General features: G+C 57.7%; 25 protein-coding genes and 1 pseudogene. 11 read left to right on the top strand and 15 right to left on the bottom strand.

Going from position 1 to position 25,482, the window contains the following annotated elements:
- Window position 1: 1 nt before the first annotated feature.
- From AGR1_RS18840 to AGR1_RS18780, 14 genes and pseudogenes are all read right to left on the bottom strand, one after another.
- Window positions 2-1,006: an ABC transporter permease gene (locus tag AGR1_RS18840; RefSeq protein WP_077985267.1), complete on the bottom strand. Its 1,005-nt coding sequence runs from the start codon at window positions 1,004-1,006 to the stop codon at window positions 2-4.
- Window positions 1,003-1,806 (bottom strand): ATP-binding cassette domain-containing protein, encoded by an 804-nt coding sequence (locus AGR1_RS18835; protein ID WP_149147850.1) that lies wholly within the window; start codon window positions 1,804-1,806, stop codon window positions 1,003-1,005. The genes AGR1_RS18840 and AGR1_RS18835 overlap by 4 nt, the downstream gene beginning before the upstream one ends.
- Window positions 1,803-2,756: a substrate-binding domain-containing protein gene (locus tag AGR1_RS18830; RefSeq protein WP_080795047.1), complete on the bottom strand. Its 954-nt coding sequence runs from the start codon at window positions 2,754-2,756 to the stop codon at window positions 1,803-1,805. Before AGR1_RS18830 ends, AGR1_RS18835 begins: the two co-directional genes overlap by 4 nt.
- A 32-nt stretch (window positions 2,757-2,788) precedes the next feature.
- On the bottom strand, window positions 2,789-3,817 hold the full coding sequence (locus AGR1_RS18825) for a LacI family DNA-binding transcriptional regulator (RefSeq protein ID WP_080795049.1): 1,029 nt from the start codon (window positions 3,815-3,817) through the stop codon (window positions 2,789-2,791).
- Window positions 3,818-4,014: 197 nt separating this feature from the next.
- On the bottom strand, window positions 4,015-4,407 hold the full coding sequence (locus AGR1_RS18820; RefSeq protein ID WP_149148021.1) for a GFA family protein: 393 nt from the start codon (window positions 4,405-4,407) through the stop codon (window positions 4,015-4,017).
- A 155-nt stretch (window positions 4,408-4,562) separates the two neighbouring features.
- A complete protein-coding gene (locus AGR1_RS18815; RefSeq protein ID WP_149147849.1) occupies window positions 4,563-5,717 on the bottom strand; it encodes an iron-containing alcohol dehydrogenase in 1,155 nt (384 codons plus the stop codon).
- 12 nt (window positions 5,718-5,729) lie between these two features.
- A pseudogene (locus AGR1_RS30165) lies at window positions 5,730-5,958 on the bottom strand (amidohydrolase); the annotation flags it as partial.
- Between the two features lie 108 nt (window positions 5,959-6,066).
- On the bottom strand, window positions 6,067-6,777 hold the full coding sequence (locus tag AGR1_RS18810; protein ID WP_149147848.1) for an anti-sigma factor: 711 nt from the start codon (window positions 6,775-6,777) through the stop codon (window positions 6,067-6,069).
- Window positions 6,774-7,316 carry a sigma-70 family RNA polymerase sigma factor gene (locus tag AGR1_RS18805; RefSeq protein WP_080795055.1) on the bottom strand — a complete coding sequence of 181 codons (543 nt, stop codon included), beginning with the start codon at window positions 7,314-7,316 and terminating at the stop codon, window positions 6,774-6,776. Before AGR1_RS18805 ends, AGR1_RS18810 begins: the two co-directional genes overlap by 4 nt.
- A 134-nt stretch (window positions 7,317-7,450) precedes the next feature.
- Window positions 7,451-7,879 (bottom strand): DUF2177 family protein, encoded by a 429-nt coding sequence (locus AGR1_RS18800; RefSeq protein ID WP_080795057.1) that lies wholly within the window; start codon window positions 7,877-7,879, stop codon window positions 7,451-7,453.
- Between the two features lie 69 nt (window positions 7,880-7,948).
- Entirely contained in the window at window positions 7,949-8,326 is a 378-nt protein-coding gene (locus AGR1_RS18795) for a DUF2147 domain-containing protein (RefSeq protein ID WP_080795058.1), read from the bottom strand.
- A gap of 27 nt (window positions 8,327-8,353) precedes the next feature.
- A complete protein-coding gene (locus AGR1_RS18790) occupies window positions 8,354-9,586 on the bottom strand; it encodes a cyclopropane-fatty-acyl-phospholipid synthase family protein (protein ID WP_149147847.1) in 1,233 nt (410 codons plus the stop codon).
- Window positions 9,573-10,391, bottom strand: coding sequence for a DUF1365 domain-containing protein (locus tag AGR1_RS18785; RefSeq protein ID WP_149147846.1), 819 nt, complete (start codon window positions 10,389-10,391; stop codon window positions 9,573-9,575). The genes AGR1_RS18790 and AGR1_RS18785 overlap by 14 nt, the downstream gene beginning before the upstream one ends.
- Window positions 10,388-11,761 (bottom strand): NAD(P)/FAD-dependent oxidoreductase, encoded by a 1,374-nt coding sequence (locus AGR1_RS18780; protein WP_149147845.1) that lies wholly within the window; start codon window positions 11,759-11,761, stop codon window positions 10,388-10,390. The genes AGR1_RS18785 and AGR1_RS18780 overlap by 4 nt, the downstream gene beginning before the upstream one ends.
- 193 nt (window positions 11,762-11,954) lie before the next feature.
- On the opposite strand from AGR1_RS18780, the gene AGR1_RS18775 reads away from it, so the two are divergent.
- The 5 genes from AGR1_RS18775 to AGR1_RS18755 all read left to right on the top strand — a co-directional run bounded on the left by AGR1_RS18775 (window position 11,955) and on the right by AGR1_RS18755 (window position 17,584).
- A complete protein-coding gene (locus AGR1_RS18775; protein WP_149147844.1) occupies window positions 11,955-12,743 on the top strand; it encodes a DUF1295 domain-containing protein in 789 nt (262 codons plus the stop codon).
- Window positions 12,740-13,765: a cyclopropane-fatty-acyl-phospholipid synthase family protein gene (locus AGR1_RS18770; protein WP_149147843.1), complete on the top strand. Its 1,026-nt coding sequence runs from the start codon at window positions 12,740-12,742 to the stop codon at window positions 13,763-13,765. The genes AGR1_RS18775 and AGR1_RS18770 overlap by 4 nt, the downstream gene beginning before the upstream one ends.
- A gap of 154 nt (window positions 13,766-13,919) precedes the next feature.
- On the top strand, window positions 13,920-16,130 hold the full coding sequence (locus AGR1_RS18765) for an ATP-binding protein (RefSeq protein ID WP_149147842.1): 2,211 nt from the start codon (window positions 13,920-13,922) through the stop codon (window positions 16,128-16,130).
- Complete coding sequence (locus AGR1_RS18760) at window positions 16,123-16,578, top strand: response regulator (RefSeq protein ID WP_080795067.1); 456 nt, start codon at window positions 16,123-16,125, stop codon at window positions 16,576-16,578. Before AGR1_RS18765 ends, AGR1_RS18760 begins: the two co-directional genes overlap by 8 nt.
- The gene (locus tag AGR1_RS18755) at window positions 16,556-17,584 is read left to right on the top strand and encodes an HWE histidine kinase domain-containing protein (protein WP_236760813.1); all 1,029 of its coding nucleotides are present in this window, start codon (window positions 16,556-16,558) and stop codon (window positions 17,582-17,584) included. Before AGR1_RS18760 ends, AGR1_RS18755 begins: the two co-directional genes overlap by 23 nt.
- Before the next feature lie 67 nt (window positions 17,585-17,651).
- On the opposite strand, the gene AGR1_RS18750 is transcribed toward AGR1_RS18755, so the two are convergent.
- The gene (locus tag AGR1_RS18750) at window positions 17,652-18,026 is read right to left on the bottom strand and encodes a response regulator (protein WP_080795073.1); all 375 of its coding nucleotides are present in this window, start codon (window positions 18,024-18,026) and stop codon (window positions 17,652-17,654) included.
- A gap of 208 nt (window positions 18,027-18,234) precedes the next feature.
- Here AGR1_RS18750 and AGR1_RS18745 point away from each other — a divergent pair, with 208 nt between their 5' ends.
- The 6 genes from AGR1_RS18745 to serA all read left to right on the top strand — a co-directional run bounded on the left by AGR1_RS18745 (window position 18,235) and on the right by serA (window position 25,451).
- On the top strand, window positions 18,235-19,689 hold the full coding sequence (locus tag AGR1_RS18745; protein ID WP_149148020.1) for a CHASE3 domain-containing protein: 1,455 nt from the start codon (window positions 18,235-18,237) through the stop codon (window positions 19,687-19,689).
- Window positions 19,686-20,123, top strand: a complete 438-nt coding sequence (locus AGR1_RS18740; protein ID WP_077985250.1) for a response regulator — start codon at window positions 19,686-19,688, stop codon at window positions 20,121-20,123. The genes AGR1_RS18745 and AGR1_RS18740 overlap by 4 nt, the downstream gene beginning before the upstream one ends.
- A gap of 7 nt (window positions 20,124-20,130) precedes the next feature.
- Entirely contained in the window at window positions 20,131-21,165 is a 1,035-nt protein-coding gene (locus AGR1_RS18735; RefSeq protein ID WP_149147841.1) for a response regulator, read from the top strand.
- Between the two features lie 370 nt (window positions 21,166-21,535).
- Window positions 21,536-22,381 (top strand): outer membrane protein, encoded by an 846-nt coding sequence (locus AGR1_RS18730; RefSeq protein ID WP_080795081.1) that lies wholly within the window; start codon window positions 21,536-21,538, stop codon window positions 22,379-22,381.
- A 212-nt stretch (window positions 22,382-22,593) separates the two neighbouring features.
- Window positions 22,594-23,772, top strand: a complete 1,179-nt coding sequence (locus AGR1_RS18725) for a phosphoserine transaminase (RefSeq protein ID WP_149147840.1) — start codon at window positions 22,594-22,596, stop codon at window positions 23,770-23,772.
- 83 nt (window positions 23,773-23,855) lie between these two features.
- Window positions 23,856-25,451 (top strand): phosphoglycerate dehydrogenase, encoded by a 1,596-nt coding sequence (gene serA, locus AGR1_RS18720; protein WP_149147839.1) that lies wholly within the window; start codon window positions 23,856-23,858, stop codon window positions 25,449-25,451.
- The last annotated feature ends 31 nt before the right edge of the window (window positions 25,452-25,482 follow it).

The following is a 25,482-nucleotide window of genomic DNA, read 5'->3' as shown; positions in this document are numbered from 1 at the left end:
ATCAGCCCTTTCTCTTCGCGCCCAGGCGGAAGTTCGCGGTGAAGATGCGCGTATTGAGCCAGATTGCGGCAAGGATGATGGCGCCCGTCACGATCTGGGTGAAGAAGGGAGAGATGTGCATGAGGATCAGACCGTTGCCGATAACGGCGATGGTCATGGTGCCCAGCACCGTGCCGAGAATGGTGCCTCGGCCGCCCATCAGCGATGTGCCGCCCAGAACCACGGCCGCCACCACCTGAAGCTCGAACCCGACTGCCGCATTCGAGGATCCAGACCCCAGCCGCGCCGCAATCATCAGGCCGGCAATGGCCGAGGCCACGCCCGCAGCCAGATAGACGGAGGCGAGAATCCATTTGGCTGGCATTCCCACACGGCGCGCCGCTTCGGGATTGGAGCCGACGGCCACGACGCGACGACCATATCGGGTGCTCGAAAGAACGATATAGGCAATCACGGTGACGACGACGCCGATCAGGGCGGGCACGGGCATGCCGAGGAAATCACCCCGCCCGAGGTAAAAGAAACCGGGTGCTTCCGGTATCGGCACGGAATAACCCTGCGTGATATAGAGGGCAACGCCGCGCAGGATGGAGAGGCCGGCAAGCGTGACGATGAAGGCTGGAATGCCCTGATAGGCAATGAACCAGCCCTGCACGAGGCCAAGGCCGCCGCCGAGCACGAGCATGGCGACGACAACCAGCGGCCAGGGGTAACCGGCTGCAAGCAGGATCGCCCCGACGGCATTGATCAGGGCGACCATGGAGCCGACGGACAGATCGATACCGCCGGTGATGATGACGAATGTCATCGCGACGGAGACGATCAGGATAGGTGCGGCCTGACGGACGACGTTCAGAAGATTGCCGGCCGTCAGAAACGTATCCGTCGTCGCGGAGAAGAACACCAGGCAGAGGGCAAAAAAGGCCGCGATGGAAAGCACCTGCGCATTTTCGGCAAAAAAGTCCGAAAGCGGTGAGCCTTTGGCGCGTTCAGTATAGACGGTCAATGACGTTGCCCTCCCACGATCAGCCTTACGAGATCCTCAAGGCTGGTGTCGTTGATCTGGCGCTCCGCCACCTTGGTGCCCTCATACATGACGGCGATGCGGTCACAGACCCGGAAGAGATCCTGAAGGCGGTGGGTGATGAGAATGACCGACACGCCCTTCGCCTTGACGCGATTGATGAGCGAAAGCACCGCTTCCACCTCCGCAACGGCGAGCGCGGATGTCGGCTCGTCCATGATCAGGACCTTGGGATTGAAAGAGGCCGCCCGCGCGATGGCGATTGCCTGCCGCTGGCCACCGGACAGTTTTTCCACCTTCGCGGTGAGACGCGGAATGCGGATTTCCAGCGCATCCAGCATCTTGCGGGCTTCCGAAAGCATGGTTGGCCGGTCGAGAAACGGCCCCCTGGTAATTTCGCGTCCGAGGAAGAGATTGCCGACGACGTCGATATGGTCGCAGAGGCTCAGATCCTGAAAGACCATTTCAATGTTGCGGTTACGGGCGTCGGCAGGGCCTGAAAAGCGAATGGCTTCGCCTTCCATCGTGATCGTACCGTCGTCCGGGATATAGGTTCCGGAAATCACCTTGGTGAGGGTCGATTTACCCGCCGCATTGTCTCCGACGAGACCGAGGCATTCGCCGGGAAAAATATCGAGATCGACGCCGCGAAGCGCCTGATGCGAGCCGAATGTCTTGCGGATATTACACAGGGAGATACGCGCTTCACGATCGGCTTGCCGGGAGAGAACATCTCCCCCGGCGCCGTCGACAGCGCCTGTGTGCTGTCCGGCCGCAATCATTTGAAGACCGCACGGTAGGGTTCGACATTGGCCTTGGTAACGATGGTGACCGGCACGGCAATGGTCTTTTCAACGGTGCCGCCATCGGAGACCGTCTTGAGGGCCTTGACCGCCGCTGCACCCATGGCGGAGGGATCCTGCTGGATGACGCCTGCGACGTAACCGGCATCGATGCCGGCAATCGCCTGTTTGGTCAGGTCCCAGCCAAACACCTTGATGTCTTTCTGCTTGCTCTGGCTTTCAACCGCAGCGACTGCGCCCAGAAGAGCCGGTTCACCGGTGGCGTAGATGGCGGTCATGTCCGGATTGCCGGTGATGAGGTTTTCCGCTGCCGACAGTGCGGTGTCCTGAACATTCTGGCCATCGACGACGCCAGCCGTCGTGATGCCGGACTTATCCTTGATGGTGTCTTCAAAGCCCTTCTGGCGGATGTTCTGGATGAAGGAGTTCAGCGCGCCGACGACGCCGATCTTTGCCTTGCCGCCCATATCCGACTTCACGTAGTCGAGGAAAAATTGCCCCATGTCGGCGCCCGCCTTGCCATTGTCGACGCCGATCTGTGCTTTTTGCGGCCCTTCCGGCAAAATGGCGTCAATCGCGACGACGGGAATATTGGCGGCAGCCGCCTGCTTTACGGCCGGCATGATACCGTTGACATCGATGGCGACGACGGCGATGCCGTCCACCTTCTGCTGGATATAGGTCTCGATCGCGCTGTTCTGAGCGGCGGGATCATTGTTGGCGTTGAAGATCACCAGCTTGACGCCGGCTTCCTTGGCGGCCTTTTCCGCGCCTTCATTCATCTGGTTGAAAAACAGCGCCTGCTGGTTGATCTGCACCAAGGCGATTGTTTTTTCGGCGGCGGTGGCAAGACCGGCAGACAGGGTCGCGCCGGCAAGAACGGTCGCAGCGAGCGCTGCGGAAAAATATCGACGTTTAAAATTCAGCATTATCGTTCTTCCTCTGTTGGTTTCGTTGCTTTTTATTTGATCGCGGGCGGCGCAACGGATTCACGCACGACGATTTCGACGGGCAATAGCTCCTCTGACAGCAAAGGAGGTTCCTGGTCCCAACTGGTTTCGAGCAAAAGCGACAGGGCGCGTTGGCCAATGGCGCTGACAGGCTGGCGAATGGCTGTGAGCGGCGGCGCAAATAGATGCAGCGGTCCGACATCATCGAAACCGATCATCGACACATCTTGCGGGATACGCACGCCTTCGGATCGCAGAACTTCGATGAAGCCGATGGCGATTTCGTCCGAACTGGCGAAAACAGCCGTTGCCGGGCGCCCCTCATCCAGAAAGCGGCGCGCGGCAGCCCGGCCAAATTCCACGGTATATGCGCCGCAATATCTGGAAATCGAAAGCTCTGCCTCCACCACCCGCTCGGTGAGAGCAGATTTTAGACCGCGAAAACGACGCTCCGTACTGATCATGTCCTCTGGTCCTCCGACATAAAGGACATGTTTATGCCCATGCATAGCCAGATGCGCGCCAGCCAGACGACCGCCCTGCTCATTGTCGCAGAAGAGTTTCGGCACGGTGGCGCCGGGCACGTCTTCATCGACCACCACGACCTTTCCGGTGGTATTGATCAGCTCCGCCAGTTCATCGGTATTGGGGTGGTTCGTGATGAAAACGAGCCCATCGACATGATTGCGGGCAAGCAGACGAAGATAGGATAATTCCCGACCCGAACGGTTCAGCGTGGCGAAAAGCGAAAGGGCAAGTCCTCGCCTGTCGGCTTCTTCTTCCACGGCCGCAACGAGCATGCCGAAAAACGGGTTTCCAATATCAGGAACGACAAGGCCGATCGTGTCCGAGCGCCCTCGGCTCAAACGTCTGGCATGGGGATTTGGCACGTAATTGAGTTCACGGATAGCGGCCTCGATGCGTGCTTTCGTTTCTGGCGGCAGCTCCAGCGTGCCGTTGAGAAGCCGCGATACGGTCGCAACTGAAACGCCTGCCGCCAAGGCGACATCTTTGAGGCTGGTCGCAGGGTTTCGCGCCATCACACTCCCACTTTCTGTTCCACTCTACCGGGTCTTTTCGACCTCTGTTCGGCTTGTAAAACGATTTACTAAACCGGTTTACAAAAAAGTCTAAAAGCTCGGCCGAGTCAACACGGTTTTATAACCTCTTTAAAATTTGTCTGTTTCACCGGGGCCGGATCAGGGGGGCTGAAAGCCCACGCCGGAGCCTTGCAGCTTCATTTTTCTCCAGAATCTCGAATAGATAGAGACAACCAGGCATGGCGGGTCTCCTCATAAACGCTCTGCGTTGGTTCCATGGCGCTTGAATCTTCAAAACAGCCCAAGGCGATGGCGACGAGCCTGGGCCGAAATTCCGGTAACCAATAAACCGTGGATCCGCAGGCGGGGCAGAAGCGGAACTCCAGGTTCTTTCCGCTATCTCCGGGCCGCATGTAGGTTTTGTACTCTCCCGACGCAGTGACTTGATCGGCTTCATAAAACACTGCGACGCCGAACGCTGAGCCGGTGCGATGCTGGCACGCACGGCAGTGACAAACGGATATCTTGCGGGGTTCTCCGTTTGTCACGACAGTTAGCTGACGGCATGAGCAATGGGCCAAGCGCACAATGTTGCTCCCAGTTCTGAACCCGGATTTTTAGGCTCTGAATAGCCCCGCCACAACCGTATCGGAGCAGTCGACTTTGATAAAGGTAACATTCGGGAAGAACATCAGAACTTTTGCGCCGACATGTCGAAGTGGAGATAAGGCGGCGCTGACCGTGCTTACCAAGCATCTTCGTAGATTCTGGCGGCATCGGACAGCGACACCGTGCGTGGATTGTTAACCAGCAAGCGGGTCTGTTCCATCGCACTTTCCGCCAGCAAGGCAAGCCCGTCTTTTGGTATCCCAACATCTCTCAGTCGCACCGGCAGGTTCAGGCGCACGGGAAGCAAGGCCAGCCCTTCCAGGAAGCCGGCAAGTCGTCCTGACCTGTCTGCAGGCTCCAGCTGAGGAAAAAGACATGGCGCCAGTTCCGCATAGGCATCGCCGCACACCGTTGCGTTGAAATGCAACACATGCGGCAGGACCAGGCTGTTGGAGAGCCCGTGCGGAACATGATAGAGGCCGCCAATCGGGTAGGCGAGAGCATGAACGGCCGCCACCGGCGAGTTGGCAAAGGCCTGACCGGCCAACATCGCACCAAGCAGCATGGCCTGTCTGGCAACCATGTCGGCCCCGTTCTTTACGGCGGCTTCGATATTTGCTCCAAGTAGCCGGAGCGCCTCTTTGGCAAGTGTGCGGGAAACAGGATTGTTGTTCGCGCTTGCGGAGGTGAAAGCCTCGATGGCGTGGACCATCGCATCAATTCCCGTCGCCGCCGTTACCGCCGGAGGAAGGCCGACTGTCAGACTTGCGTCTAGGATAGCCGCATCCGGCAGCAGGGTTGGCGACACGACACCCTTTTTCTGGTGTGCATCCGTGGTAACGATGGAAATCGGTGTGACTTCCGATCCGGTGCCTGCCGTCGTCGGCGCCAGCACCAATGGCAGGCGTTCACCGGTCACCTTGCCGACCCCGTAAATGTCGCAGAGCGCTTCACCGCTCCTTGCCAGCAGGGCCACGAGTTTCGCGACATCGAGCGATGAGCCGCCGCCGATGCCCAGTATGCCGGTGGCCCCGAATTCGATTGCACGCGCCACAGCGTCGTGGATGACGGCTTCCGGAGGATCAGCGACAACGCCGGTGAAGATCGATGTTTCGGCCCCGCCCTCCGAAAGACTTGCAAGGGCGGGCTGAACAAGCCCAGCCCTGACGACGCCATCGTCGGAAATTACCAGAATACGCGACCCAAGTCCGGTCTTCAGCTCCGAAAGTCTTGCGATACTACCGGGGCCTGCGATTATCTGCGGGACGGTTGCGAATGTGAATGTGGACATCTTATCGGTCTCTCACTCATGCCATTTGACGAGAAGCCGATAGTGATGCGGCTGGCGCATAAGGACAAGATCATTTCGCCGGACAATGTTCGTCGGATAGGGTGCATCGGAGTTGGTGGTGTCGGCTGATGCGGCCGCAATCCCGTCCTCGTCCACAATTGCCGGTTCCTGGTGCGGAAAGCTGAGGAAATCCGGGCGCAGCATTTTTGCCCAAATATACCCGTTGTGCACCCAGCACGTCGTTCACCGAAATAATGGGCGTCGTCCGCTTCGGGGAATGAGCGCTATAACCATCCCTGATCGTAACCTTGACCGGCGCTCGCCTGGAAAATTGGCAAGCTTCGGCGCTTTAGCCCCATCGCGCAGTGCCGACAGCGATAACAGGGCCGGTTGCTTGACCAGTCGGCGAGCCGCCGAAAGGTTCGACGCTGATGGCGAAGGTTGTGCCTTCGGTGATGCTGTTGCGCATGTCGGCGGGGATGATGAGGTCGCCATTCGTTCCGGGCTGGAAAACGCCGAGCGAGCGGGTCTTGCCGCCGTCCATCACCAGCCACAATTCCAGCGATTTTTCGTCGGTCTTGCCGGTTGCAACAGGCACAATGCGCATCCGTCCGGATTCCGCGTCGTAGGAGGCGAGGAGATTGACCTGGCTGTCCGTCGTTGCAAGTTCGGCCACCAGCGGGGCGGTGCCCTGCCACTTTTCGGGGAAGGCGGCGTAAACGACAGCGGCAACAGCGGTTGCGCTGGTGGCAACCGAAATCCAGCGCCAGAAGGACGCGGAATTCCACAGGCTGCCATTGGTATTGACAGTCCTGCTTCCGAACAGGCGTTGTTCGATACGCTCAAGAACAGTGGCGCTCGGTACGTGCTCCTGGTAATCGGCATTGAAGTCGGAAAATTCCGCTTCCCAACGCTGCACCAGCTGTGCGAAGGCCTCGTCGTCCTGCATGCGCCGTTCCAGTTCCCGACGCTTTTCAAGCGGCAGGACGCCCAGAACATATTCACCGGCGAGGATATCGTCGCGCGAATGCTTACCGCCGCTCTGTTCGCCCGTCGTCATCGCTGCATGCACTCTCTGAGTTTGAGGAGACTGCGTCGTAGCCAGGTTCTGACTGTGTTAAGTGGCACGCGCAATTCTTCGGCGAGTTCGAGATAACTCAAGCCCTCGACATAGGCGCGGCGAACCGCCTGCGCGTGTACGGTCTCAAGTTCGCGCATGCAGTCTTCGATCCTGCGGCCTTCATCGGCGAGAACGATCTGCTGCTCAGGATCGCGGGTGCTTTCATCGGCAAGATCGTAGGCTTCCTCGATGTCATCGGTTATGGGCTTGCGCGCCCGGATCGTGTCGATGGCATGGTTGCGGGCAATGGCGGCAAGCCATGTGGCGGGTTTTCCGGCACTGGCGGCGAATGTTCGGGCCCGCTGCCAGACCTTGATATAGATTTCCTGCAGCGCCTCTTCGGCTTCCGTCCTGTCACGCAGGATTTTCAGGCAGATTGCGAAGAGCTTCGGACTGGTCGCCTGATAAAGCGAGACGAATGCTGAACGATCACCCATGCCGACGCGGTTGATAAGGCTTGCGATCTCTGTGGCCTGCATTCGAACCTTCCTTGCTGCGTCTCCCTTATAGAGCCGTCTTTCGCAGGAAGACAAGAGATGTATGCCGGGAACCCGGCAACAGGTACGCTGCAGGGTTATCGGAACGAAGCTGCCGGTAAGATAGGATGTCGTCATCATAGGCCCGCCGGATTTTCCAGCGGGCCGACGAGCCGTGCCGTGATGAGATAGCCGATTGTGGCCGCCGCCGCGGAGACGAAGGTTCCCCATAAAAGATCGGCGACGGTCAAGGTCGTGGACCAGCTTTTCAACGTCGCCTGATTGGTCAGGTCGTAAGTGGCGTAGGCCATGAAGCCGACCACGGCGCCATAAAGCAGCGCGGTCGTCCATTCCCCCGTCTGAAAGGCCGGACGAACCGCAAGAAAGGTCAGGCCGGCGGCATAAATGAGGTAAAAGACGACTGCCGGAGCAAGCCGGAAATTGTCCGCCAGAAGATCGCCGATAGCCGGGCGGTAAAGGCGCGACGCCATCGCGCTCAACCAGATGAAATCGATCACCAGAAAGGCGACGAGGGTAACAAGGTATGCCGCGAAATAGGTCTTCATCGGTGTTTTCCTTTGCAGGGTATTGATGCGGAAGCGAAGATGCAGGGGCGAAGCAACGTAGAGATGTGGCTAGTCGATCCTTGTCCAGTTTATGCCCTTGCACAGCAGACCTGCGACGATACAGCCTTTCGTGGTCATGCCGTTGCCATTCACTGTCACTGTTATCCTGTAGGACTTGTCACGCTGGGGGTCGAAAGCGGTGCCGGAATAGCTGCCCGCCTCTGTCTGCTTTATGTCCATGATCAGCTGGTCCCCGGTCTTTTCCTTCGGGGTTCCCGGCTTGATCCAGGTATTTGTGGCGCAGATATTTTCGCCGCAGGGCGCGATCATTACTTTCGCCTTGCCGTCTCCGCGGGCCCAGTTGCCGTCGATATCGGCCGCCATGGCACTGGATGCAACAACCAGTGGCCATAGGACGGAAGCAGCTGTCAATCCATTGATCATCATTGTCTCACTCCGCAGTTTGGTCCCGCCTTATCTGTGTTCGATGGTGTAGAAGCCGACGTTTATGGTCCCCTCGGCAAAACCTGCCTCGCAATAGCAAAGATAATAATCCCAAAGCCGGCGAAAGCGGTCATCGAAGCCGAGCAGGGAAATCGTCTGCCACCGCGCATGAAAACGCCGACGCCATTCGGCAAGCGTGAGCGCATAGGACTGGCCGAAAAGCTCCTTATCCGTGAGCTTCAGGCCGGTCTTGCCGACCGCCTTTTCGAGCGCCTCATTTGAGGGCAAAAAACCGCCGGGAAAGATGTATTTCTGGATGAAATCCGCCTTACGCCGATATGTATCGAAGCGGCTTTCTTCAATCGAAATGATTTGCAGCACAGCGCGGCCGCCGGGTTTCAGGCATCTCTTCAGCGTTTCGAAATAGCTTGGCCAATAGGCCTCGCCGACTGCTTCGAACATTTCGACGGAGACAATCCTGTCGAATTGGCCATTCAGGTCGCGGTAATCCTGCAGCCTCAGATCGATGCGGTCTGTACTGTCGGCTTTTTCCGCTGCATTTTTTGCCCATTTCAACTGGGAGGGGGAAAGGGTGATGCCGGTGACGTTGGCTTTTGCCCGCGTGGCGAGATGAATGGCGAGTGCGCCCCAACCGCAGCCGATCTCCAGTATGTTTTCGCCGCCGCTCAATTGCAGTTTATCGACGATACGTTCTAGCTTTTTCAGTTGGGCGGCCTCGAGTGTCGATGCCGTGTCATCGAAGATCGCCGATGAATACAGCATCGAAGGATCGAGCCATTGCCGGTAGAACTCGTTGCCGAGATCATAATGCGCTTCGATATTACGGCGGCTGCCCCGTCTGGTATTGGCATTCAACCTGTGCGCCGTCCGGTGGAGAAGGCGCATGGGCGGGCTGCCGCGCATCGACCTTGTGAACGCCTCGCGATTTTGGGCCGCGAAGCGAATAAGCGCCGTCAGATCCGGTGTGGTCCAGTCACCTTCGATGAACCCCTCTGCAAAGCCGATGTCGCCGTTCAGCAGCATTCGCCGGAGCGCGCGCCAGCTATGCAGGACAAGGGTCGCCTCGCTGCCATTCGTTGCGCCGGATTTTTCAATGAAACCGCCGCCGGGAAGAATGACATGTAATCGTCCCCGGTCGATATTGCTCAACAGCCGGCTGATGAGCCACATGCCAGGGCTGATGCGGCGGTTAAGGCGCGTATTTTTCACAGATGATTCCGTGAGATTGTCAAACGGGGTCATGAATTTTGGCCTCGGTTTGCGACGATGAAGGATGAAGGAAGGAGACTGGACTGGCAGGCGGCGGCGGACGTTTTCTGAAACGCACACCCTTCAGCCAAATTTTCAGCGCCTCCCAATGAATGCCCAGAATGACCTTGAGCGTCAGGAGGGGGATGGCGAAGAAAGCTTTCAAAAGTGCGCTGTCCGTCAACTCGACACGTCGGGCCAGATGGCGGGCGGTCAGGACAAGGCCGTCATCGTCGAAAGTATCAATGACGATTTTCAGCCTGTCGCCGGGTGGGTTGACGCGGAAAACATAGCGGAGATCCATGTCCATGAAAGGCGAGACATAAAAGGCCTTTTCGCATCGCTGGACGATTTCGGTCGCTTTATCGGCTTCCACGGGGATCAGGTATGAGTGTCTCTCGCCAAACGTGTTGTCCACTTCCCAGAGGATAGCTTTGAGCGACAAATCGCGCCCGTAGCAGAAGAAGACACTGAGTGGGTTGAAAGCCCAGCCGAGCACACGCGGCATGGTGAGCAGACGTATCGGTCCGTCGTCCACCGGCATGCCTGCCGCCGTCATGGCTGTTTCGATCTGCTGGCGCAGCCCGATGGCGCTACGGCTGCCCCGGTCCCTGCTGTGGAATGAGAAAAGGTTGAACCGGTCTACGGAGAAAAACCGCAATTTTCGGTCGAGCACATTCAACTCATCGAGGTCGAGGAGCAGCGAATAAATCCGGTAGGCGAGTTTATGGGTTTTCGGCTTGAAACGCGCATGCGTTACATGGCCAGGAAAAAGCGCGGAGTTGAGGGGAGACGTCATGCCATCACCTCCATCACTTCCGTGCCTGCCGCAACTGTCGCCAAATTCAGGCGAATGATCCGGCCATTGTCATCGGCAACCTTCCATGGGCGCGATACGCCGCCAAGATCTTCGGCGACGGCGAGGCCGGCCTGGAGGCCGTCCTCGTGGAAACCGGATCCGAAATATGCGCCGCAGAACCAGGTGTTTCGCAGACCCTGCAAGGCCCATAGCTCCTGACGCATCTGTTCGGTGCCGGCGTCAAAAACCGGATGGTGATAGGTTTCCTCGGCGATGATTTTTCCTTGATCCGGTTCCCGCGCCGGGTTCAGCGTTACGAAAATGTCCGGGATTTCGCCCAGCGGCTGAAGCCTGTTCATCCAGTAGGTAATGCTCGGCTGGCCCGATTTAATGCGCGTGTCGGCCACATAGTTCCAGCTTGACCAGGCAGCGCGACGGCGCGGCATGAAGCTGCTGTCGGTATGAAGCACGGCGCGGTTTTGGGTATAGGTAAAAGCGCCGAGAATGCGCCGTTCGGCGCGTGTTGCGTCGGCAAGGATGTCGAGCGCCTGATCCGCATGGGTTGCGATCACCACCTCATCGAAGCGCACGGCTTCGCCGTCCGCAGTGGTGATTTCGACGCCGTCCGGTACCCGGTGGATGCGCTTCACCGGAGTCGAGAGGCGAATTCGATCCGCAAAAGGTGCCGTGATGCGTTTCACATATTCGCGCGAGCCACCAACGACGGTGCGCCAGACCGGCCGATTGCGTAGCAACAGCAGGCCGTGATTGCGGCAGAATTTGATGAAATGCGCCGCCGGATAACGGCCGACCTCCATGGCCGGCGTGGACCAGATGGCCGCAGACATGGGATAAAGATGATCGTCGCGAAACGCTGAACCATATCGGTTGCGGGAGAGATATTCGTCGAGAGACAGATCGCCCATCAAATGCAGGTCGCGTGGGGCGTTGCGGTAAAAGCGCAAAAGGTCCGCAAGCATCGCCCAGAAACGTGGCCTCAGGATGTTGGACTTCTGGGCGAGCAGGCCGGGGCCGGTTCCGCCGGCGTATTCGAAACCACCATCATCCAGAGAAACGGCGAAAGACATGTTCGAAGCCGCCGTCGCCACGTCCAGTGTTCGAAAAAGAGCGGTGAGATTGGGATAGGTCTGCTCGTTGTAAACAATGAATCCGGTATCGACATGGACTTGTCCGTGGTTCGTGCTGAACGTTACCGTATTGGTGTGGCCGCCGATGCGATCAGCAGCTTCGAAAACAGTTACATCGTGCCGTTGCGACAAAAGCCAGGCTGCCGACAAACCGGAAATTCCCGTTCCGACCACGGCGATGCGGCGCCGGCTTTGTTGTTTTTTCGCTTCGGTGTCGACCATTTTTCCTCGCTATCGCATTGCCAATCCAGTCTTGGGGTCTGCGACATGTACGAGGAGGCCGCCCGATCAGTTTCACCGGCGCATTGATTTTCTGAAATTTTGTCCGGTGCCTGAAACTCTTTTGCCGGTTCGGTCGTATTTCCAATCACGAAACCCGACCTCAAACTGTTCAAAAATGGCGAGCGAAGTGGTGATGTTTTCTGTTGTCCTGGCGCTGGCCATTCTTATGTCGCTTCTGATGGCAGGCGCCTGGGCGTTGCAGAGAGCAACCGGTTCAAGCGGCTGGATCGACACGGTGTGGGCGGCGAGCGTCGGGCTTGGCGGAATTTTCGCCGTTGTTTTTGCCGGCGGAGACGGCTGGCGGCGCGGTGCTACACTTTTTCTGGTCGTTGTCTGGTCCCTGCGGCTTGCCGGCCATATCGGCATGCGCACGCGAGGAGGCGGGGAAGATCCCCGTTATGCAAAGCTTATGGAGCAATGGGGGAGCGCTGCCGCCCTGCGGCTCTTCATCTTCCTGCAGATACAGGCAATCGCTGCTTTTGTACTCGTTCTTGCGGTCTATCTCGCCGCAAGCAACACCCATGGTTTTCCGCATATCGTTGACGTGATCGCCATGGTGCTTGCCCTTGGCGCGCTGGCAGGCGAAGCGCTCTCCGACGCCCAGCTCTCGAAATTCAGAAAGACCGCAGCGGCAAAAAACAGTGTCTGCGAAACCGGCCTGTGGCGTTATTCCCGCCATCCCAATTATTTTTTCGAATGGCTTTTCTGGTGCAGTTTTCCGCTGCTGGCCATTCAGGGGCCGGCCTTGTCATGGGCGTCGCTCGCCGCACCGGCGATGATGTACTGGCTGCTTGTCCATGTCTCCGGCATTCCGCCGCTTGAAAACCATATGCTGCAATCGCGCGGGGAAAAATTCCGCGCCCTTCAACAACGCGTCAACGCCTTTTTCCCGGGGCCGCGCAAGAACGAGGACAGGCCATGAACATGCTCGCACTCGCCATCAACGCCGCCGAGCGCACGCCGCTTAGCGATAGCGTGACGCTTGCCGGAATAGATATGCTCTGCGCACGGACGAAGCGGCGGCTTGCCGCCATCCCAGCCGATGTGGAAGAGGCTTTCGCGGCGGATATGGTGAAATTTCCCGTCGCCAGCCATACCGACGACGCGAACAAACAGCATTATGAAGTGCCAGCGGCATTTTTCGCGCTCGTTCTGGGAGAGCAGCGCAAATATTCCTGCTGCTATTATGACGATGCCACGACGACGCTTGATGAAGCTGAAAATGTTGCCTTGGTCGAGACCTCGGCCCATGCCGGCCTTGAAGACGGGATGGATATTCTGGAACTTGGCTGCGGATGGGGTTCGTTATCCCTTTATATGGCCGGCCGTTTTCCCAATGCGCGCATCACGTCAGTCTCGAATTCCGTGTCGCAGCGCGAATATATAATCGGTCGTGCGCGAGAATACGGATTTTCAAATCTCTCTGTAATAACGGCCGATATGAATGATTTCACGACGAACGATCGCTTCGACCGTGTCGTATCGGTGGAAATGTTCGAGCACATGTCGAATTGGCGCGTGTTGTTTGAGCGTGTTCATGCGTGGCTGAAGCCGGACGGCAGGTTTTTCATGCATGTGTTTAACCACCGCGACCGATCCTATCGTTTCGACCATAACAATCCTGCCGACTGGATCGCCCGGCATTTCTTCACCGGCGGCATCATGCCGGCCTTTGACCTTCCCCATCGCTTCAACCAGCTTTTCACCGTCGAGCGGGAGTGGCGCTGGTCAGGGTCGCACTATCGTCGGACAGCTCTCGATTGGCTCGAAAACTTCGACAGAAAAATTGACCGCATCCGACCCATTCTGCAACAAACCTATGGCGCCGATGCGCGGCTTTGGGAAAGGCGGTGGCGATTGTTCTTCCTGGCCACCGCGGGGCTTTTCGGGCATGATGGTGGTGACGTGTGGGGGGTGGGGCACTACCTCCTGAAGGGGATTTAGTGTTAGCACCCCGCAATCGGCATGGGCGCGTTTCAAAAACCGCTCTCGAAACGTTTGCCGAAACGAACGTTTACATCCCCGCAATAATGAATAGGCTGGCCGCATCTTTTGAGCAGGTCGAACGTTCTTGCACAAGGAGCAGCTGGAGAAAGTTATGAGTTCAGTTACGCCGAAACTGGATAGTTGCGGCGCCGAGCCCATCCATATCCCCGGCGCTATTCAGGAGCATGGGGCTCTTCTGGTCTTGTCTGCGCGGGAATTTTCCGTGGTGCAGACCAGTGACAATTTCGCTGACTATATTGGTCGGGCAGTGCCGATCGGCGCCGTTGCAAGCGAGGTGGCGTTGCCGTTTCTCGCAGCATTGTCCGCCTGGTATTCCAGTGAAGAGAGCATTTTCCGATATGTCTGGGCCGAAAAGAAACTCGATGTTTCGGCGCATCGATCCGGCCCTCTGATTATCGTTGAGGTGGAAAAGACGAGGGAGGGCGAATCGGCTGAAAGGCTGATGGGCGAACTCACCCGTCTGGCGCAATATCTGAACAGCGCGCCGTCGCTGGACGACGCGCTTTTTCGGACAGCGCAACTGGTCTCCGCAATCAGTGAGTATGATCGCACCCTGATTTATGACTTCGGGCCGGACTGGAGCGGCCACGTCGTGGCGGAAGCCGGAAGCGGGGCTTTGCCGTCTTATCTTGGACTACGTTTTCCGGCGGGTGATATCCCGCCGCAGGCGCGGCAACTCTATGCTATCAACCGTTTGCGAATGATCCCCGATGCCAATTATCGGCCCGTCTCGGTGAGGCCGCAGGTGAATGCGGAAACGGGGGCGGTGCTCGATATGAGCTTTTCACAGCTGCGCAGCGTGTCTCCGGTTCATCTTGAGTATATGCGCAACATGGGCACGGCCGCTTCCATGTCGGTGTCGATCATCGTTAACGGCGCCCTGTGGGGCCTGATCGCCTGCCACCACGCCACACCCCATGCGGTGTCGCTTGCCGTGCGAGAAGCCTGTGATTTTGCGGCGCAGCTACTGTCGATGCGGATAGCGATGGAGCAGAGTTCTCACGATGCATCCCGCCGCGTGGAGCTTGGCCACGTTCAGGCGCGTCTGCTGAAGCGGATGGCGACTGCCGAAAAATGGGTTGACGGTCTGATTGCAGGCGACGACGAAAGAGAAGACCTGCTGAAACAGGTGGGAGCCGATGGTGCTGCGCTTATTCTTGGCGATAAATATGAACTGATCGGCAAGACGCCTTCACGGCAGCAGGTTGAAGAGCTGGTCCTGTGGCTTGGTGAGCAGGATGTCACCGATGTTCTTGCAACCGATAATCTGGCAGGCGATTACCCTCGTGCTTCGGCCTATGCATCCGCCGCCAGCGGGATTATCGCGATGCGGGTTTCGGAACTGCATGGAAGCTGGCTGATCTGGTTTCGGCCGGAGGTCATAAAAACAGTGCGCTGGGGCGGCGATCCGCACAAGACGGTGCAGGAAAGCGGACGGATCCATCCGCGCAAGTCCTTCGAAATCTGGAAGGAGCAATTGCGCGGCACGGCGTCTCCGTGGTCGGAGCCCGAGCTTGCAGCCGCAAGGGAACTGCGCAGCGCGATCATCGGTATTGTCCTGCGCAAGGCGGAGGAAATGGCGGATCTGACGCGGGAGCTGCAACGGACCAACAAGGAACTCGAGGCTTTTTCCTATTCCGTTTCGCACGACCTGCGCGCGCCTTTCCGCCATATCGTCGGTTTTGCGCAATTATTGCGCGAGCGCAGCAACACCTTGGACGAGAAATCCCTGCACTATCTTCAGATGATATCCGAGGCGGCGCTCGGCGCCGGCAGGCTGGTGGATGATCTTCTGAATTTTTCTCAGCTTGGCCGCACGCAGATTACCATGAAGCCGGTCGATATGCAGAAGGTGGTGAGCGAAGTCCGCCGTTCTCTCGATCCGGCGGTTGCTGACCGCCAGATCGAATGGCGGATCGGAAAACTGCCGGTGATATTCGGAGATCCGACCCTGTTGCGGCAGGTCTGGTACAATCTGATCGAAAACGCCATCAAATATTCCTCCCGGCAGCCGATTTCGATCATCAGCATTTCAGCGGTTGAAGGCGAAGACGACGTCACCTATTCCGTCGAAGACAATGGTGTCGGCTTCGATATGGCCTATTACAGCAAGCTTTTCGGCGTGTTTCAGCGGCTTCAGCGCGTCGAGGATTTCGAGGGCACGGGCATTGGACTTGCGCTGGTGAGACGAATTGTCGAGCGCCATCACGGTTCGGTCGGCGCTGAGGGAACTGTCGGTCAGGGAGCCACGTTCTCCTTCCGATTGCCGATTATGAAGATTAAAGAGGACGACATTGCCTGAACTCAGACCTATTCTGCTGGTGGAAGATAATCCGCGCGATCTGGAATTAACGCTGACCGCTCTCGAGAAATGCCAGCTGGCGAATGAGGTGGTGGTGGCGCGCGACGGCGCCGAGGCGCTCGACTATCTCACTGTCACCGGCAGCTATCACAACCGGCCTGCCGGCGATCCGGCTGTCGTCCTTCTCGATCTCAAACTCCCGAAAGTGGACGGGCTTGAGGTTTTGCAAAGGGTAAAGGGCGCTGATCATTTGCGGCACATTCCGGTCGTCATGCTGACGTCATCTCGAGAGGAGCAGGACCTGGTGCGGAGCTACGAACTCGGCGTTAACGCCTTCGTCGTCAAGCCCGTGGAATTCACCCAGTTTTTTAAGGCTATACAGGATCTCGGAGTTTTCTGGGCTGTCCTGAACGAGCCGCCACCCGGTGCACGTCGCAATGGTGGATGAGGCGGTGCGGCGAATGGAGGCAGGCAAGCTTCTTCTCCTTGAGGACAGCTCGGTCGATGCAGAACTGATTGAAGACCAGCTTTCGCGTATTTCGCCACCTCCGCTGGTGACCAGGGCGGTCGGCAAGGCGTCGTTCATAGAGGCTTTGGAAAAACAGCAGTTTGATATCATTCTTGCGGATTTCTCCCTGCCGGATTTCGACGGCATGGCGGCGCTTGACGTCGTCATGCAGACCCGACCCGATACGCCGTTCATCTTCGTGTCCGGAGTTTTGGGCGAGGATGCTGCGATCGACGCATTCCGGCGCGGCGCCACGGATTACGTGCTGAAGCAGCGGCTGGTAAGATTGCCGTCCGCCGTCGAGCGTGCGCTGGCGGAAGCGCGGGAAAAACAGGAGCGGAAACGGGCGGAGCTGCACAAGGAACTGCTTGTTCGTGAGCTGAGCCATCGCGTCAAGAACACCATGGCGATGGTCATATCCATCATCCGCAGAACGGCAAAAGGCAGCACCTCGATCGAGGATTATCAGGAACGGCTTGTGGCCCGCGTGAGTTCACTGGCGGAGAGCCATGCCCTGCTTTTCCAGAGCAATTGGGGCGAGACTGACCTGAGAGACGTCGTGAAGCGCGCGATCGAGCCGCATAATGTCTTTGCGAGCAGGGTCGAACTTGACGGTCCGGATGGCGTGCATGTGTCGCCAAAATCAGCTTTGGCGCTGGGAATGATCCTGCATGAACTGGCGACGAACGCGCAGAAATACGGTTCTCTATCCGGCGCAAACGGAAAGGTCGAGGTTTTCTGGAAGAAGTTGCGTGACGGAGATGGGCGCGACCGTGTTGACCTAAGGTGGCAGGAAAGCGGAGGCCCGCCTGTTTCCGCGCCAAAGGAAACCGGCTTTGGAACGACCCTGATAACAAAGGGCGCGCAATACGAACTGCAGGCTGAAAGTGAAATTCGCTACGATCGCGGCGGCCTGAAATATCAGGTCCTCTTTCCCCTGGATTGAGTCGCCGGATGAAAAGATGCCGGATGAAAAGATGAAGGTGGGGCGCCAAGCCGTGATCGGCTCGGCCCTAGTCGGTCAGTGAAAACTCATTGGCCAGAACATGCGAGAGATTGTCGAAATCGCAAGGCTTGGAAACGACCGTCAGGCCGTCCAGCTGAGCCCGGACACCGGGTACTTCCGCATATCCGCTGCAGATGACGAAGGGAATGTTCGCCGCCTTGAGCTCTTCGATGACGGGGAAGGACAATTCTCCCCTCAGATTGAGATCAATGACCGCGCCGTCGAGATCGGTGACGTTTATTTTTTCGAGCGCGGCGTCAACATGGGAAACCGGCCCGACAACATTGACGCCGAGGTCGGAGAGAAAATCTTCCATATCCATCGCGAGAAGTGCGTCATCTTCCAATACGAGGATCTGCTTTCCCTGGAAATCGTAGCTCATTGTCACCGTATTCTCATTACTTCGGCCCCGCAGGCCGCTTTCAATCAACATTGCAAAACCCCTGAACCCCGCGCTGGTTCCACGGATCGATAAAAAGAAAACAGTCGCCTCCGGTGTTGTCATACTCTAGCTTGCACAACTAATTAGCGCCTACCGGGAATGTATTGCTGTGACTGGTTTTTCACCGTTTGCCAAACGAAGCCTTTTGATGCTGGCCGTGGGTGTTGCGATTTTGATTGGCATGGTCTCCGTGTCTCTATGGCTCGTCCAGGTGAATAACAGGTACTCTCAGGAGACTGCGGAACTCCGACGTTTTCGTGCCGCGGTTTTCGACGTGCTGACGGCGATGCAGGACATTGAAACCGGGCAACGAGGATATCTGCTTGCCAACAACTCCGAATATCTGGCGCCTTATGAAGAGGCTCTGCGTGGCTTGCCGCAACGCCAGTCAAGACTCTTCGATCTGCTGAAGGAACAGCCTCAATATGCGCAGTCTCTTTCCGGCTTGAGGCGGGCGATCGAAGCCAAGCTGGCGGAGACAAGCGAAACCATTGAGCTGCAGCGCACGGGTCGAATCACGGAGGCAATTGAGATCGTTCGCAACAATGACGGCAAGCGCTTCATGAGCGAGATCAGAGCCATCTTGTCTAATCTGCAATCGAATGTCGACGATCGTTTGCGTGTCATTGTTAATGATCAGCTTGATGCCGCCAATACACTCCGATGGGTAACCGTGGGCGGCGCGCTTTCAATTCTCCTTGTCGTCGGCGGTTCGATCTTCCTTGTCTTCACCTATATCAAGGCCCTGACCCGGTCTCGGGAGGATGTTGACGAGCTTAACCGGAATCTGGAGGAACGTGTAGAAGGCAGGACACGCGATCTCCGCCGCGCCAATCAGGAAATCCAGCGCTTCGCCTACATCGTTACACACGACCTGCGGGCGCCGCTGGTGAATATAATGGGCTTTCTCTCCGAGTTCGACACATCGCTGAAGTCGGTGAATGCTTATGTCCTTGCGGATGGGAAAACTCTGGCCGACGACGTCGTCCGCGAGGCTCGGTTGGCGGTGGAAGAGGATATTCCCGAGGCTATCGGCTTTATCCGCTCATCCACCCGCAAAATGGATCAGCTGATCAACGCGATCCTTAAAATATCCCGCGACGGCCAGCGCAAGCTGCAGCCCGAGAAGGTCGATGTGGAAACATTGCTCTTGTCACTTTCCGAGACGGTACGCCACCAGATCACGGCGAACGGCGGCGAGATCGATGTCGACACGCCGAAGCTGACGATCGTGACCGACCGCATATCCCTCGATCAGATTCTCGGAAATCTGTTCGATAATGCGGTGAAATACCAGATGCCTGGTCGTCCGCTGCGGCTGACGGCGCGCGCCTATCCGGCCGGGCGTGGTGCGATCTGTATCGAAGTCGGCGACAATGGGCGCGGTATCGGTGAGAAGGATCTCGAAAGGGTTTTCGAACTCTTTCGCCGGGCGGGCAATCAGGACCAGCCGGGAGAGGGTATTGGCCTTGCCCATGTTCGTTCGCTAATCAGAAATTTAGGAGGTGACATTAGAGTTGAGTCCAAACTCGGTGAGGGCAGCACGTTTGTCCTGCTGCTGCCGAGTGACCTCAGACGAGTGACGAAGGAAGGCGACACATGAAAGCGACCGGTCAGGAAGTGACGATCGTGATGATCGAAGACGACGAGGGCCATGCGCGGCTGATCGAAAAGAACGTGCGGCGGGCCGGCGTGAACAACGAGATCGTGCCGTTTACGCTCGGAGCTGAGGCGCTTGACTATATACTGGGCGAAAGTCGAGATGGTCTTGTCAGCAAAGACCGTTATCTTCTTGTCCTGCTCGACCTCAATCTCCCTGACATGTCGGGCATCAACATTCTCGAGCAGATCAAAAGCAACGAATACACCCGTCGTTTGCCCGTCGTGGTTTTGACAACTACCGATGACGAGACTGAAATTCAGAAATGCTATGATCTGGGCGCGAATGTTTACATAACCAAGCCGGTCGATTATGAGGGCTTCGCGACTGCCATCAAAAATCTTGGCCTGTTCTTTTCCGTAATTCAGATACCTTGAAGGCACGATGGCTCTGCGCGTTTTATATGTCGATGACGACCCGGCTCTGGCCCGGCTTTCGAGCCGCGTTCTTGGTCGCCACGGAATGGAGGTGGTTCATGCCGCCTCGGTGGCGTCCGGGCTCGAGCTTTTTCAAAACGGGCAGTTCGATGTCGTCGTTCTCGACCATTATTTCCAGACCGCGACGGGCATGGAGTTTCTCGCCGCTATCGAGACGATACCGGCGCGTGTTCCCGTCCTTTATGTGACGGGGTCCAACGAGGCGCAGATCGCCATGGATGCGCTCAGGGCAGGTGCTGCCGACTACGTCATCAAGAATGTCGGAGATGATTTCTTCCCGCTTCTGCTCACGGCCATTAACCAGGCATTGGAAAACCATCGCCTGCGCCAGACGAAGGAAGAGGCCGACCGTTTGCTGGTGAAGGCCAAAGAGCACGCGGAAATGATGGTGAAAGAGATGAACCATCGTGTCGCGAACAGTCTCTCACTGGTTTCCGCCATGATCCGACTGCAAATAAATACCCTAAAGTCGCAGGAAGCAGAAACCGCGTTGCTGGAAACGCAGAGCAGGATTTCGGCAATCGCCGGCGTTCACCGCAGTCTCTATAACACCGCGAATGTGGGTCTGGTCTCTCTCAATTCCTATCTGACCTCGATCATTGGCGATCTGTTTCAGGCCGTGCCCGGCTCTTCCTCCATCACTGTTGAAACGTCGCTGTGTGAGGTCGATTTGAATGCGGACCATGCCGTTGCGCTTGGCGTCATCATCACAGAACTTCTGACCAACGCGCTCAAATATGCCTACCCCGATCAAACCGGCGCCGTCCGGGTCAACCTCTCTGAAGAGAATGGGCAATTCATTCTGGTTGTGGAAGATGACGGGATAGGGTCGAACCCGCACATATCGCCGAAGGGCACAGGGTTGGGCACGAAACTGATCATGGCGATGGCGCAGAACATCGGCGCCCGTGTCGATCAGACACATACCCACCCGGACCGGAAGGTGGGTACGCGTTATACGATGAGTTGGAGCGAGAGATAGGGGCGGCGTTCTCGCCGGCTGTCCCAAGGGTCGCTTCCGCCATCGTGCCGTCCGGTGCATTCAGCACGCCAAACTGGCGGAGCTTTGTCACGATCTCTTCTGCCTTGCGTGCAAAGAGAGGTGCCAATTTCTGTAAGGCTTTCATCCATAACCGGATCAGCCCAATGGCTTTTGCACTTCCTTAACCTATGCGTTTTAGGGTTAAGAAAGCGCAAACCGTATCAGTGTGTTTACCATTTTCAGTAACGATTGTTGTAATACAGGTTTCCATTTTAATCGGGACTTAACCATTTTACGACAATCTTCATGACTGAAGAATTCACTGGCATCTGACGCCGAAACCGCATGTGTCTCTTCTGGAGTGGAAGTCATGAAAAACGCCCTGGCCGGATTTCTGGCCGTCCTGCTGACCGGTACCAGCGCCATCGCTGCCGATCTCTATCAAGCCGAGCCTGCCCCTGCTTATGTCGATGCACCCGAAGTGACCGTCACCCAGGCGAGTGGCTGGTACCTGCGCGGCGACGTCGGTTATTCCTTCAACAAGCTGCGCGGCGCCCATTATTATCAGGGTGGCCCCGGCGGCTATCTCGCGGATTTCGAGACAGCGAAGATCAAGGACAGCTATATCATCGGCGCCGGCGTCGGTTATCAGTTCAACAACTATTTCCGCAGCGACTTAACCTTCGACTACATGGGTAAGTCGGATTTTCGCGGCTCTACTCGTGGCTATTGCGGCAACGGTGCTGACTGCGTCTCGACGGACCTGAGTGCGCTGAGGGCCTACACGCTGATGGCGAACGCCTATGTCGATCTTGGCACTTATGGCCGTGTCACGCCTTACGTGGGTGGCGGTATCGGCGCATCCTACGTCAAGTGGGACAAGCTGCGTAACACGTCCTGTGCAACGGACGGATCTGGCTACTGCGACCCGACCACCGAACATGGCGGCAAGGGCAAATGGCGCTTCGCCTACGCCCTGATGGCCGGTGCATCCATCGATGTCACCTGTAACCTGAAGGCCGATATCGGCTATCGTTTCCGCCACATCAACAAGGGCGATATGTTCGCTTATGAGAACGGCGGCGGTCCGGGCCGTGACAAGGGTCTTTATTCGCACGAAGTGCGCGTCGGCGGCCGTTATGTCTTCAACGGCTGCGATACCGCGCAATACATGCCGCCCGCCGATATTCCGCTGCAGCCTGCCGTTTATAAATAAACGTCACGCCTTGCTGGTAGTTTCAGACCGTCCGCATCCTCTGGGTGCGGGCGGTTTTGTTTTACCGGCACCTGACGCGGCGCATGACGCATATGGACCAAGATTCTTCTGCGTAGCGACATATTCCGCTTGACTGGGATGGGCGACAGGAATAGCAACGGCGTCAGGACACTCCACCCTAACGTGGAGCGCCTATCTGGAAGGGTAGTCAAATGACAGATATCGTGAAGCCGGACGTCCGTCCGGGCAATACGCATTTTTCCTCTGGTCCCTGCTCGAAGCGTCCCGGCTGGTCGCTAGATGCTCTCTCTGATGCGCCGCTCGGTCGCTCGCATCGCGCCAAGGTTGGCAAAGCCAAGCTGAAGCAGTCCATCGATCTCACCCGTGAAGTTCTGAATGTTCCTGCCGATTATCGCATCGGTATCGTTCCCGCATCCGACACCGGCGCCGTTGAAATGGCGCTCTGGTCGCTGCTCGGTGAACGCGGCGTCGATATGCTCGCCTGGGAAAGCTTTGGCGCTGGCTGGGTCACTGACGTCGTCAAGCAGCTGAAGCTGAAGGACGTCCGCAAATTGGAGGCCGATTACGGCCTGCTGCCGAACCTTGCTGAAGTCGATTTCGACCGTGACGTCGTCTTCACCTGGAACGGCACCACCTCCGGCGTTCGCGTTCCCAATGCCGACTTCATCCCGGCTGACCGCAAGGGTCTGACCATCTGCGACGCTACTTCGGCGGCCTTCGCACAGGACATGGATTTTACGAAACTCGACGTCGTCACTTTCTCCTGGCAGAAGGTTCTGGGCGGCGAGGGCGGCCATGGCGTCATCATCCTTTCGCCCCGTGCCGTCGAGCGTCTCTTGAGCTACGCACCCGCATGGCCGCTGCCGAAAATCTTCCGCATGGTCTCCGGCGGCAAGCTGATCGAAGGCATCTTCACCGGCGAAACCATCAACACGCCGTCCATGCTCTGCGTTGAAGATTATATCGATGCGCTGCTGTGGGCGAAGAATCTCGGTGGCCTCAAGGCGCTGATCGGCCGTGCCGATGCCAATGCCAAGGTCATTTACGACTTCATCGAGAAGAACGATTGGATCGCCAATCTGGCCGTAAAGCCGGAAACCCGCTCCAACACCTCCGTCTGCCTGAAGATCGTCGATCCCGAAGTGCAGGCGCTGGATGCCGCCGCACAGGCCGATTTCGCCAAGGGCGTCGTCGCCCTGCTCGAAAAGGAAAATGTCGCCCTCGATATCGGCGCTTACCGCGACGCCCCGTCCGGTCTGCGCATCTGGGCCGGCGCGACCATCGAGACGGCGGATATGGAAGCCGTCATGCCTTGGCTCGCCTGGGCATATGAGACGCAGAAGGCAGCACTTTCCAAGGCTGCCGCCTGATTTTGATACCGGCCCTGCGCTGATGCAGGGCCGCACATTCCCCGCTTTCAAAACTGCACCGTTTTTCAAGGAGCCCGTGAACCATGGCACCTCGCGTACTCGTATCCGACGAACTGTCGGAAACCGCCGTCCAGATTTTCCGCGATCGTGGCGTCGAAGTCGATTTCCAGCCGAAGCTCGGCAAGGACAAGGACAAGCTTGCTGAAATCATCGGCAATTACGATGGCCTGGCCATTCGCTCTGCCACCAAGGCAACCGAAAAGCTGATCGAAGCCGCGACCAACCTCAAGGTCATCGGCCGCGCCGGCATCGGCGTCGACAATGTCGATATCCCGGCCGCGTCGCGCCGCGGTATCATCGTCATGAACACGCCCTTCGGCAACTCCATCACGACGGCAGAACACGCAATTGCGCTGATGTTCGCAGTTGCCCGCCAGCTTCCGGCAGCCGACAGCTCCACGCAGGCCGGCAAGTGGGAAAAGTCGAAGTTCATGGGTGTCGAAATCACCGGCAAGACGCTCGGCGTCATCGGTGCGGGCAATATCGGCTCCATCGTCTGCTCGCGTGCGCTTGGCCTCAAGATGCATGTTCTGGCCTATGACCCCTTCCTGTCGCCGGAGCGCGCGCAGGAAATGGGCGTCACCAAGGTTGAACTGGATGAACTTCTGGCCCAGGCCGATTTCATCACCCTGCATGTGCCGATGACCGACAAGACGCGCGGTATCCTGAACGCTGAAAACCTCGCCAAGACCAAAAAGGGCGTGCGCATCGTCAACTGCGCCCGTGGCGGTCTGGTGGATGAAGCAGCCCTTGCCGAAGCCATCAAGTCCGGCCATGTCGCCGGCGCTGGTTTTGACGTGTTCGAAGTCGAGCCCGCCACCGAGAGCCCGCTTTTCGGCCTGCCGAATGTCGTCTGCACGCCGCATCTCGGCGCTTCGACCACGGAAGCGCAGGAGAACGTCGCCCTTCAGGTTGCCGAGCAGATGTCGGATTACCTCGTTAAGGGCGCGGTTTCCAACGCCATTAACATGCCGTCGATCACGGCTGAGGAAGCGCCGCGCCTGAAGCCCTTCATCCGTCTGGCGGATGTTCTCGGCTCCTTTGTCGGTCAGGTGCAGGAAAGCGCCACCAAGGAAATCGAAATCCTTTATGATGGCGCAACCGCCAGCATGAACACGAAGGCGCTGACCAGCGCCCTGCTGGCCGGCCTTATCCGCAGCCAGGTTGCGGATGTGAACATGGTTTCCGCCCCGGTCATGATCAAGGAAAAGGGCATCATCCTTTCCGAGGTCAAGCGCGACAAGACCGGCGTTTATGACGGCTACATCAAGCTGACGGTCAAGACGGAAAACCAGATCCGCTCGGTTGCCGGCACGGTCTTCTCGGATGGCAAGCCGCGCTTCATCCAGATCAAGAACATCAACATGGATGCCGATGTCGGGTCGCACATGATCTACATCACCAATACCGACGTTCCCGGCATGATCGGCTTCATGGGCACCACGCTCGGCGAGGCTGGCGTCAACATCGCCAACTTCCAGCTCGGCCGTGAAAAGGAAGCCGGCGACGCCATCGCGCTGCTTTATGTCGACGGTCCGGTTTCCGAAACCGTGCTCGACAAGCTGCGCGCCAACCCGGCGATCCGCCAGGTCAAGCCGCTGACCTTCAACGTCGACTGATCTTATCGTTCCTCCCAAGGGGACAATAAGG

Source organism: Agrobacterium sp. B1(2019) (assembly GCF_008274755.1).
Taxonomy (GTDB): Bacteria; Pseudomonadota; Alphaproteobacteria; order Rhizobiales; family Rhizobiaceae; genus Agrobacterium; species Agrobacterium salinitolerans.
This window is presented reverse-complemented; position numbering and strand designations above follow the sequence as displayed.

Bases quoted from the DNA above. Each gene is read 5' to 3' on its own strand.
- AGR1_RS18725 (WP_149147840.1), top strand. From the start codon at position 22,594: ATGACAGATATCGTGAAGCCGGACGTCCGTCCGGGCAATACGCATTTT.
- AGR1_RS18745 (WP_149148020.1), top strand. From the start codon at position 18,235: ATGCTGGCCGTGGGTGTTGCGATTTTGATTGGCATGGTCTCCGTGTCT.
- AGR1_RS18790 (WP_149147847.1), bottom strand. From the start codon at position 9,586: ATGACCCCGTTTGACAATCTCACGGAATCATCTGTGAAAAATACGCGC.
- AGR1_RS18825 (WP_080795049.1), bottom strand. From the start codon at position 3,817: ATGGCGCGAAACCCTGCGACCAGCCTCAAAGATGTCGCCTTGGCGGCA.
- AGR1_RS18740 (WP_077985250.1), top strand. From the start codon at position 19,686: ATGAAAGCGACCGGTCAGGAAGTGACGATCGTGATGATCGAAGACGAC.
- AGR1_RS18770 (WP_149147843.1), top strand. From the start codon at position 12,740: ATGAACATGCTCGCACTCGCCATCAACGCCGCCGAGCGCACGCCGCTT.
- serA (WP_149147839.1), top strand. From the start codon at position 23,856: ATGGCACCTCGCGTACTCGTATCCGACGAACTGTCGGAAACCGCCGTC.
- AGR1_RS18765 (WP_149147842.1), top strand. From the start codon at position 13,920: ATGAGTTCAGTTACGCCGAAACTGGATAGTTGCGGCGCCGAGCCCATC.
- AGR1_RS18795 (WP_080795058.1), bottom strand. From the start codon at position 8,326: ATGATGATCAATGGATTGACAGCTGCTTCCGTCCTATGGCCACTGGTT.
- AGR1_RS18815 (WP_149147849.1), bottom strand. From the start codon at position 5,717: ATGTCCACATTCACATTCGCAACCGTCCCGCAGATAATCGCAGGCCCC.
- AGR1_RS18785 (WP_149147846.1), bottom strand. From the start codon at position 10,391: ATGACGTCTCCCCTCAACTCCGCGCTTTTTCCTGGCCATGTAACGCAT.
- AGR1_RS18805 (WP_080795055.1), bottom strand. From the start codon at position 7,316: ATGCAGGCCACAGAGATCGCAAGCCTTATCAACCGCGTCGGCATGGGT.
- AGR1_RS18750 (WP_080795073.1), bottom strand. From the start codon at position 18,026: ATGAGCTACGATTTCCAGGGAAAGCAGATCCTCGTATTGGAAGATGAC.
- AGR1_RS18780 (WP_149147845.1), bottom strand. From the start codon at position 11,761: ATGGTCGACACCGAAGCGAAAAAACAACAAAGCCGGCGCCGCATCGCC.
- AGR1_RS18775 (WP_149147844.1), top strand. From the start codon at position 11,955: ATGTTTTCTGTTGTCCTGGCGCTGGCCATTCTTATGTCGCTTCTGATG.
- AGR1_RS18800 (WP_080795057.1), bottom strand. From the start codon at position 7,879: ATGAAGACCTATTTCGCGGCATACCTTGTTACCCTCGTCGCCTTTCTG.
- AGR1_RS18830 (WP_080795047.1), bottom strand. From the start codon at position 2,756: ATGCTGAATTTTAAACGTCGATATTTTTCCGCAGCGCTCGCTGCGACC.
- AGR1_RS18835 (WP_149147850.1), bottom strand. From the start codon at position 1,806: ATGATTGCGGCCGGACAGCACACAGGCGCTGTCGACGGCGCCGGGGGA.
- AGR1_RS18810 (WP_149147848.1), bottom strand. From the start codon at position 6,777: ATGACGACGGGCGAACAGAGCGGCGGTAAGCATTCGCGCGACGATATC.
- AGR1_RS18735 (WP_149147841.1), top strand. From the start codon at position 20,131: ATGGCTCTGCGCGTTTTATATGTCGATGACGACCCGGCTCTGGCCCGG.
- AGR1_RS18730 (WP_080795081.1), top strand. From the start codon at position 21,536: ATGAAAAACGCCCTGGCCGGATTTCTGGCCGTCCTGCTGACCGGTACC.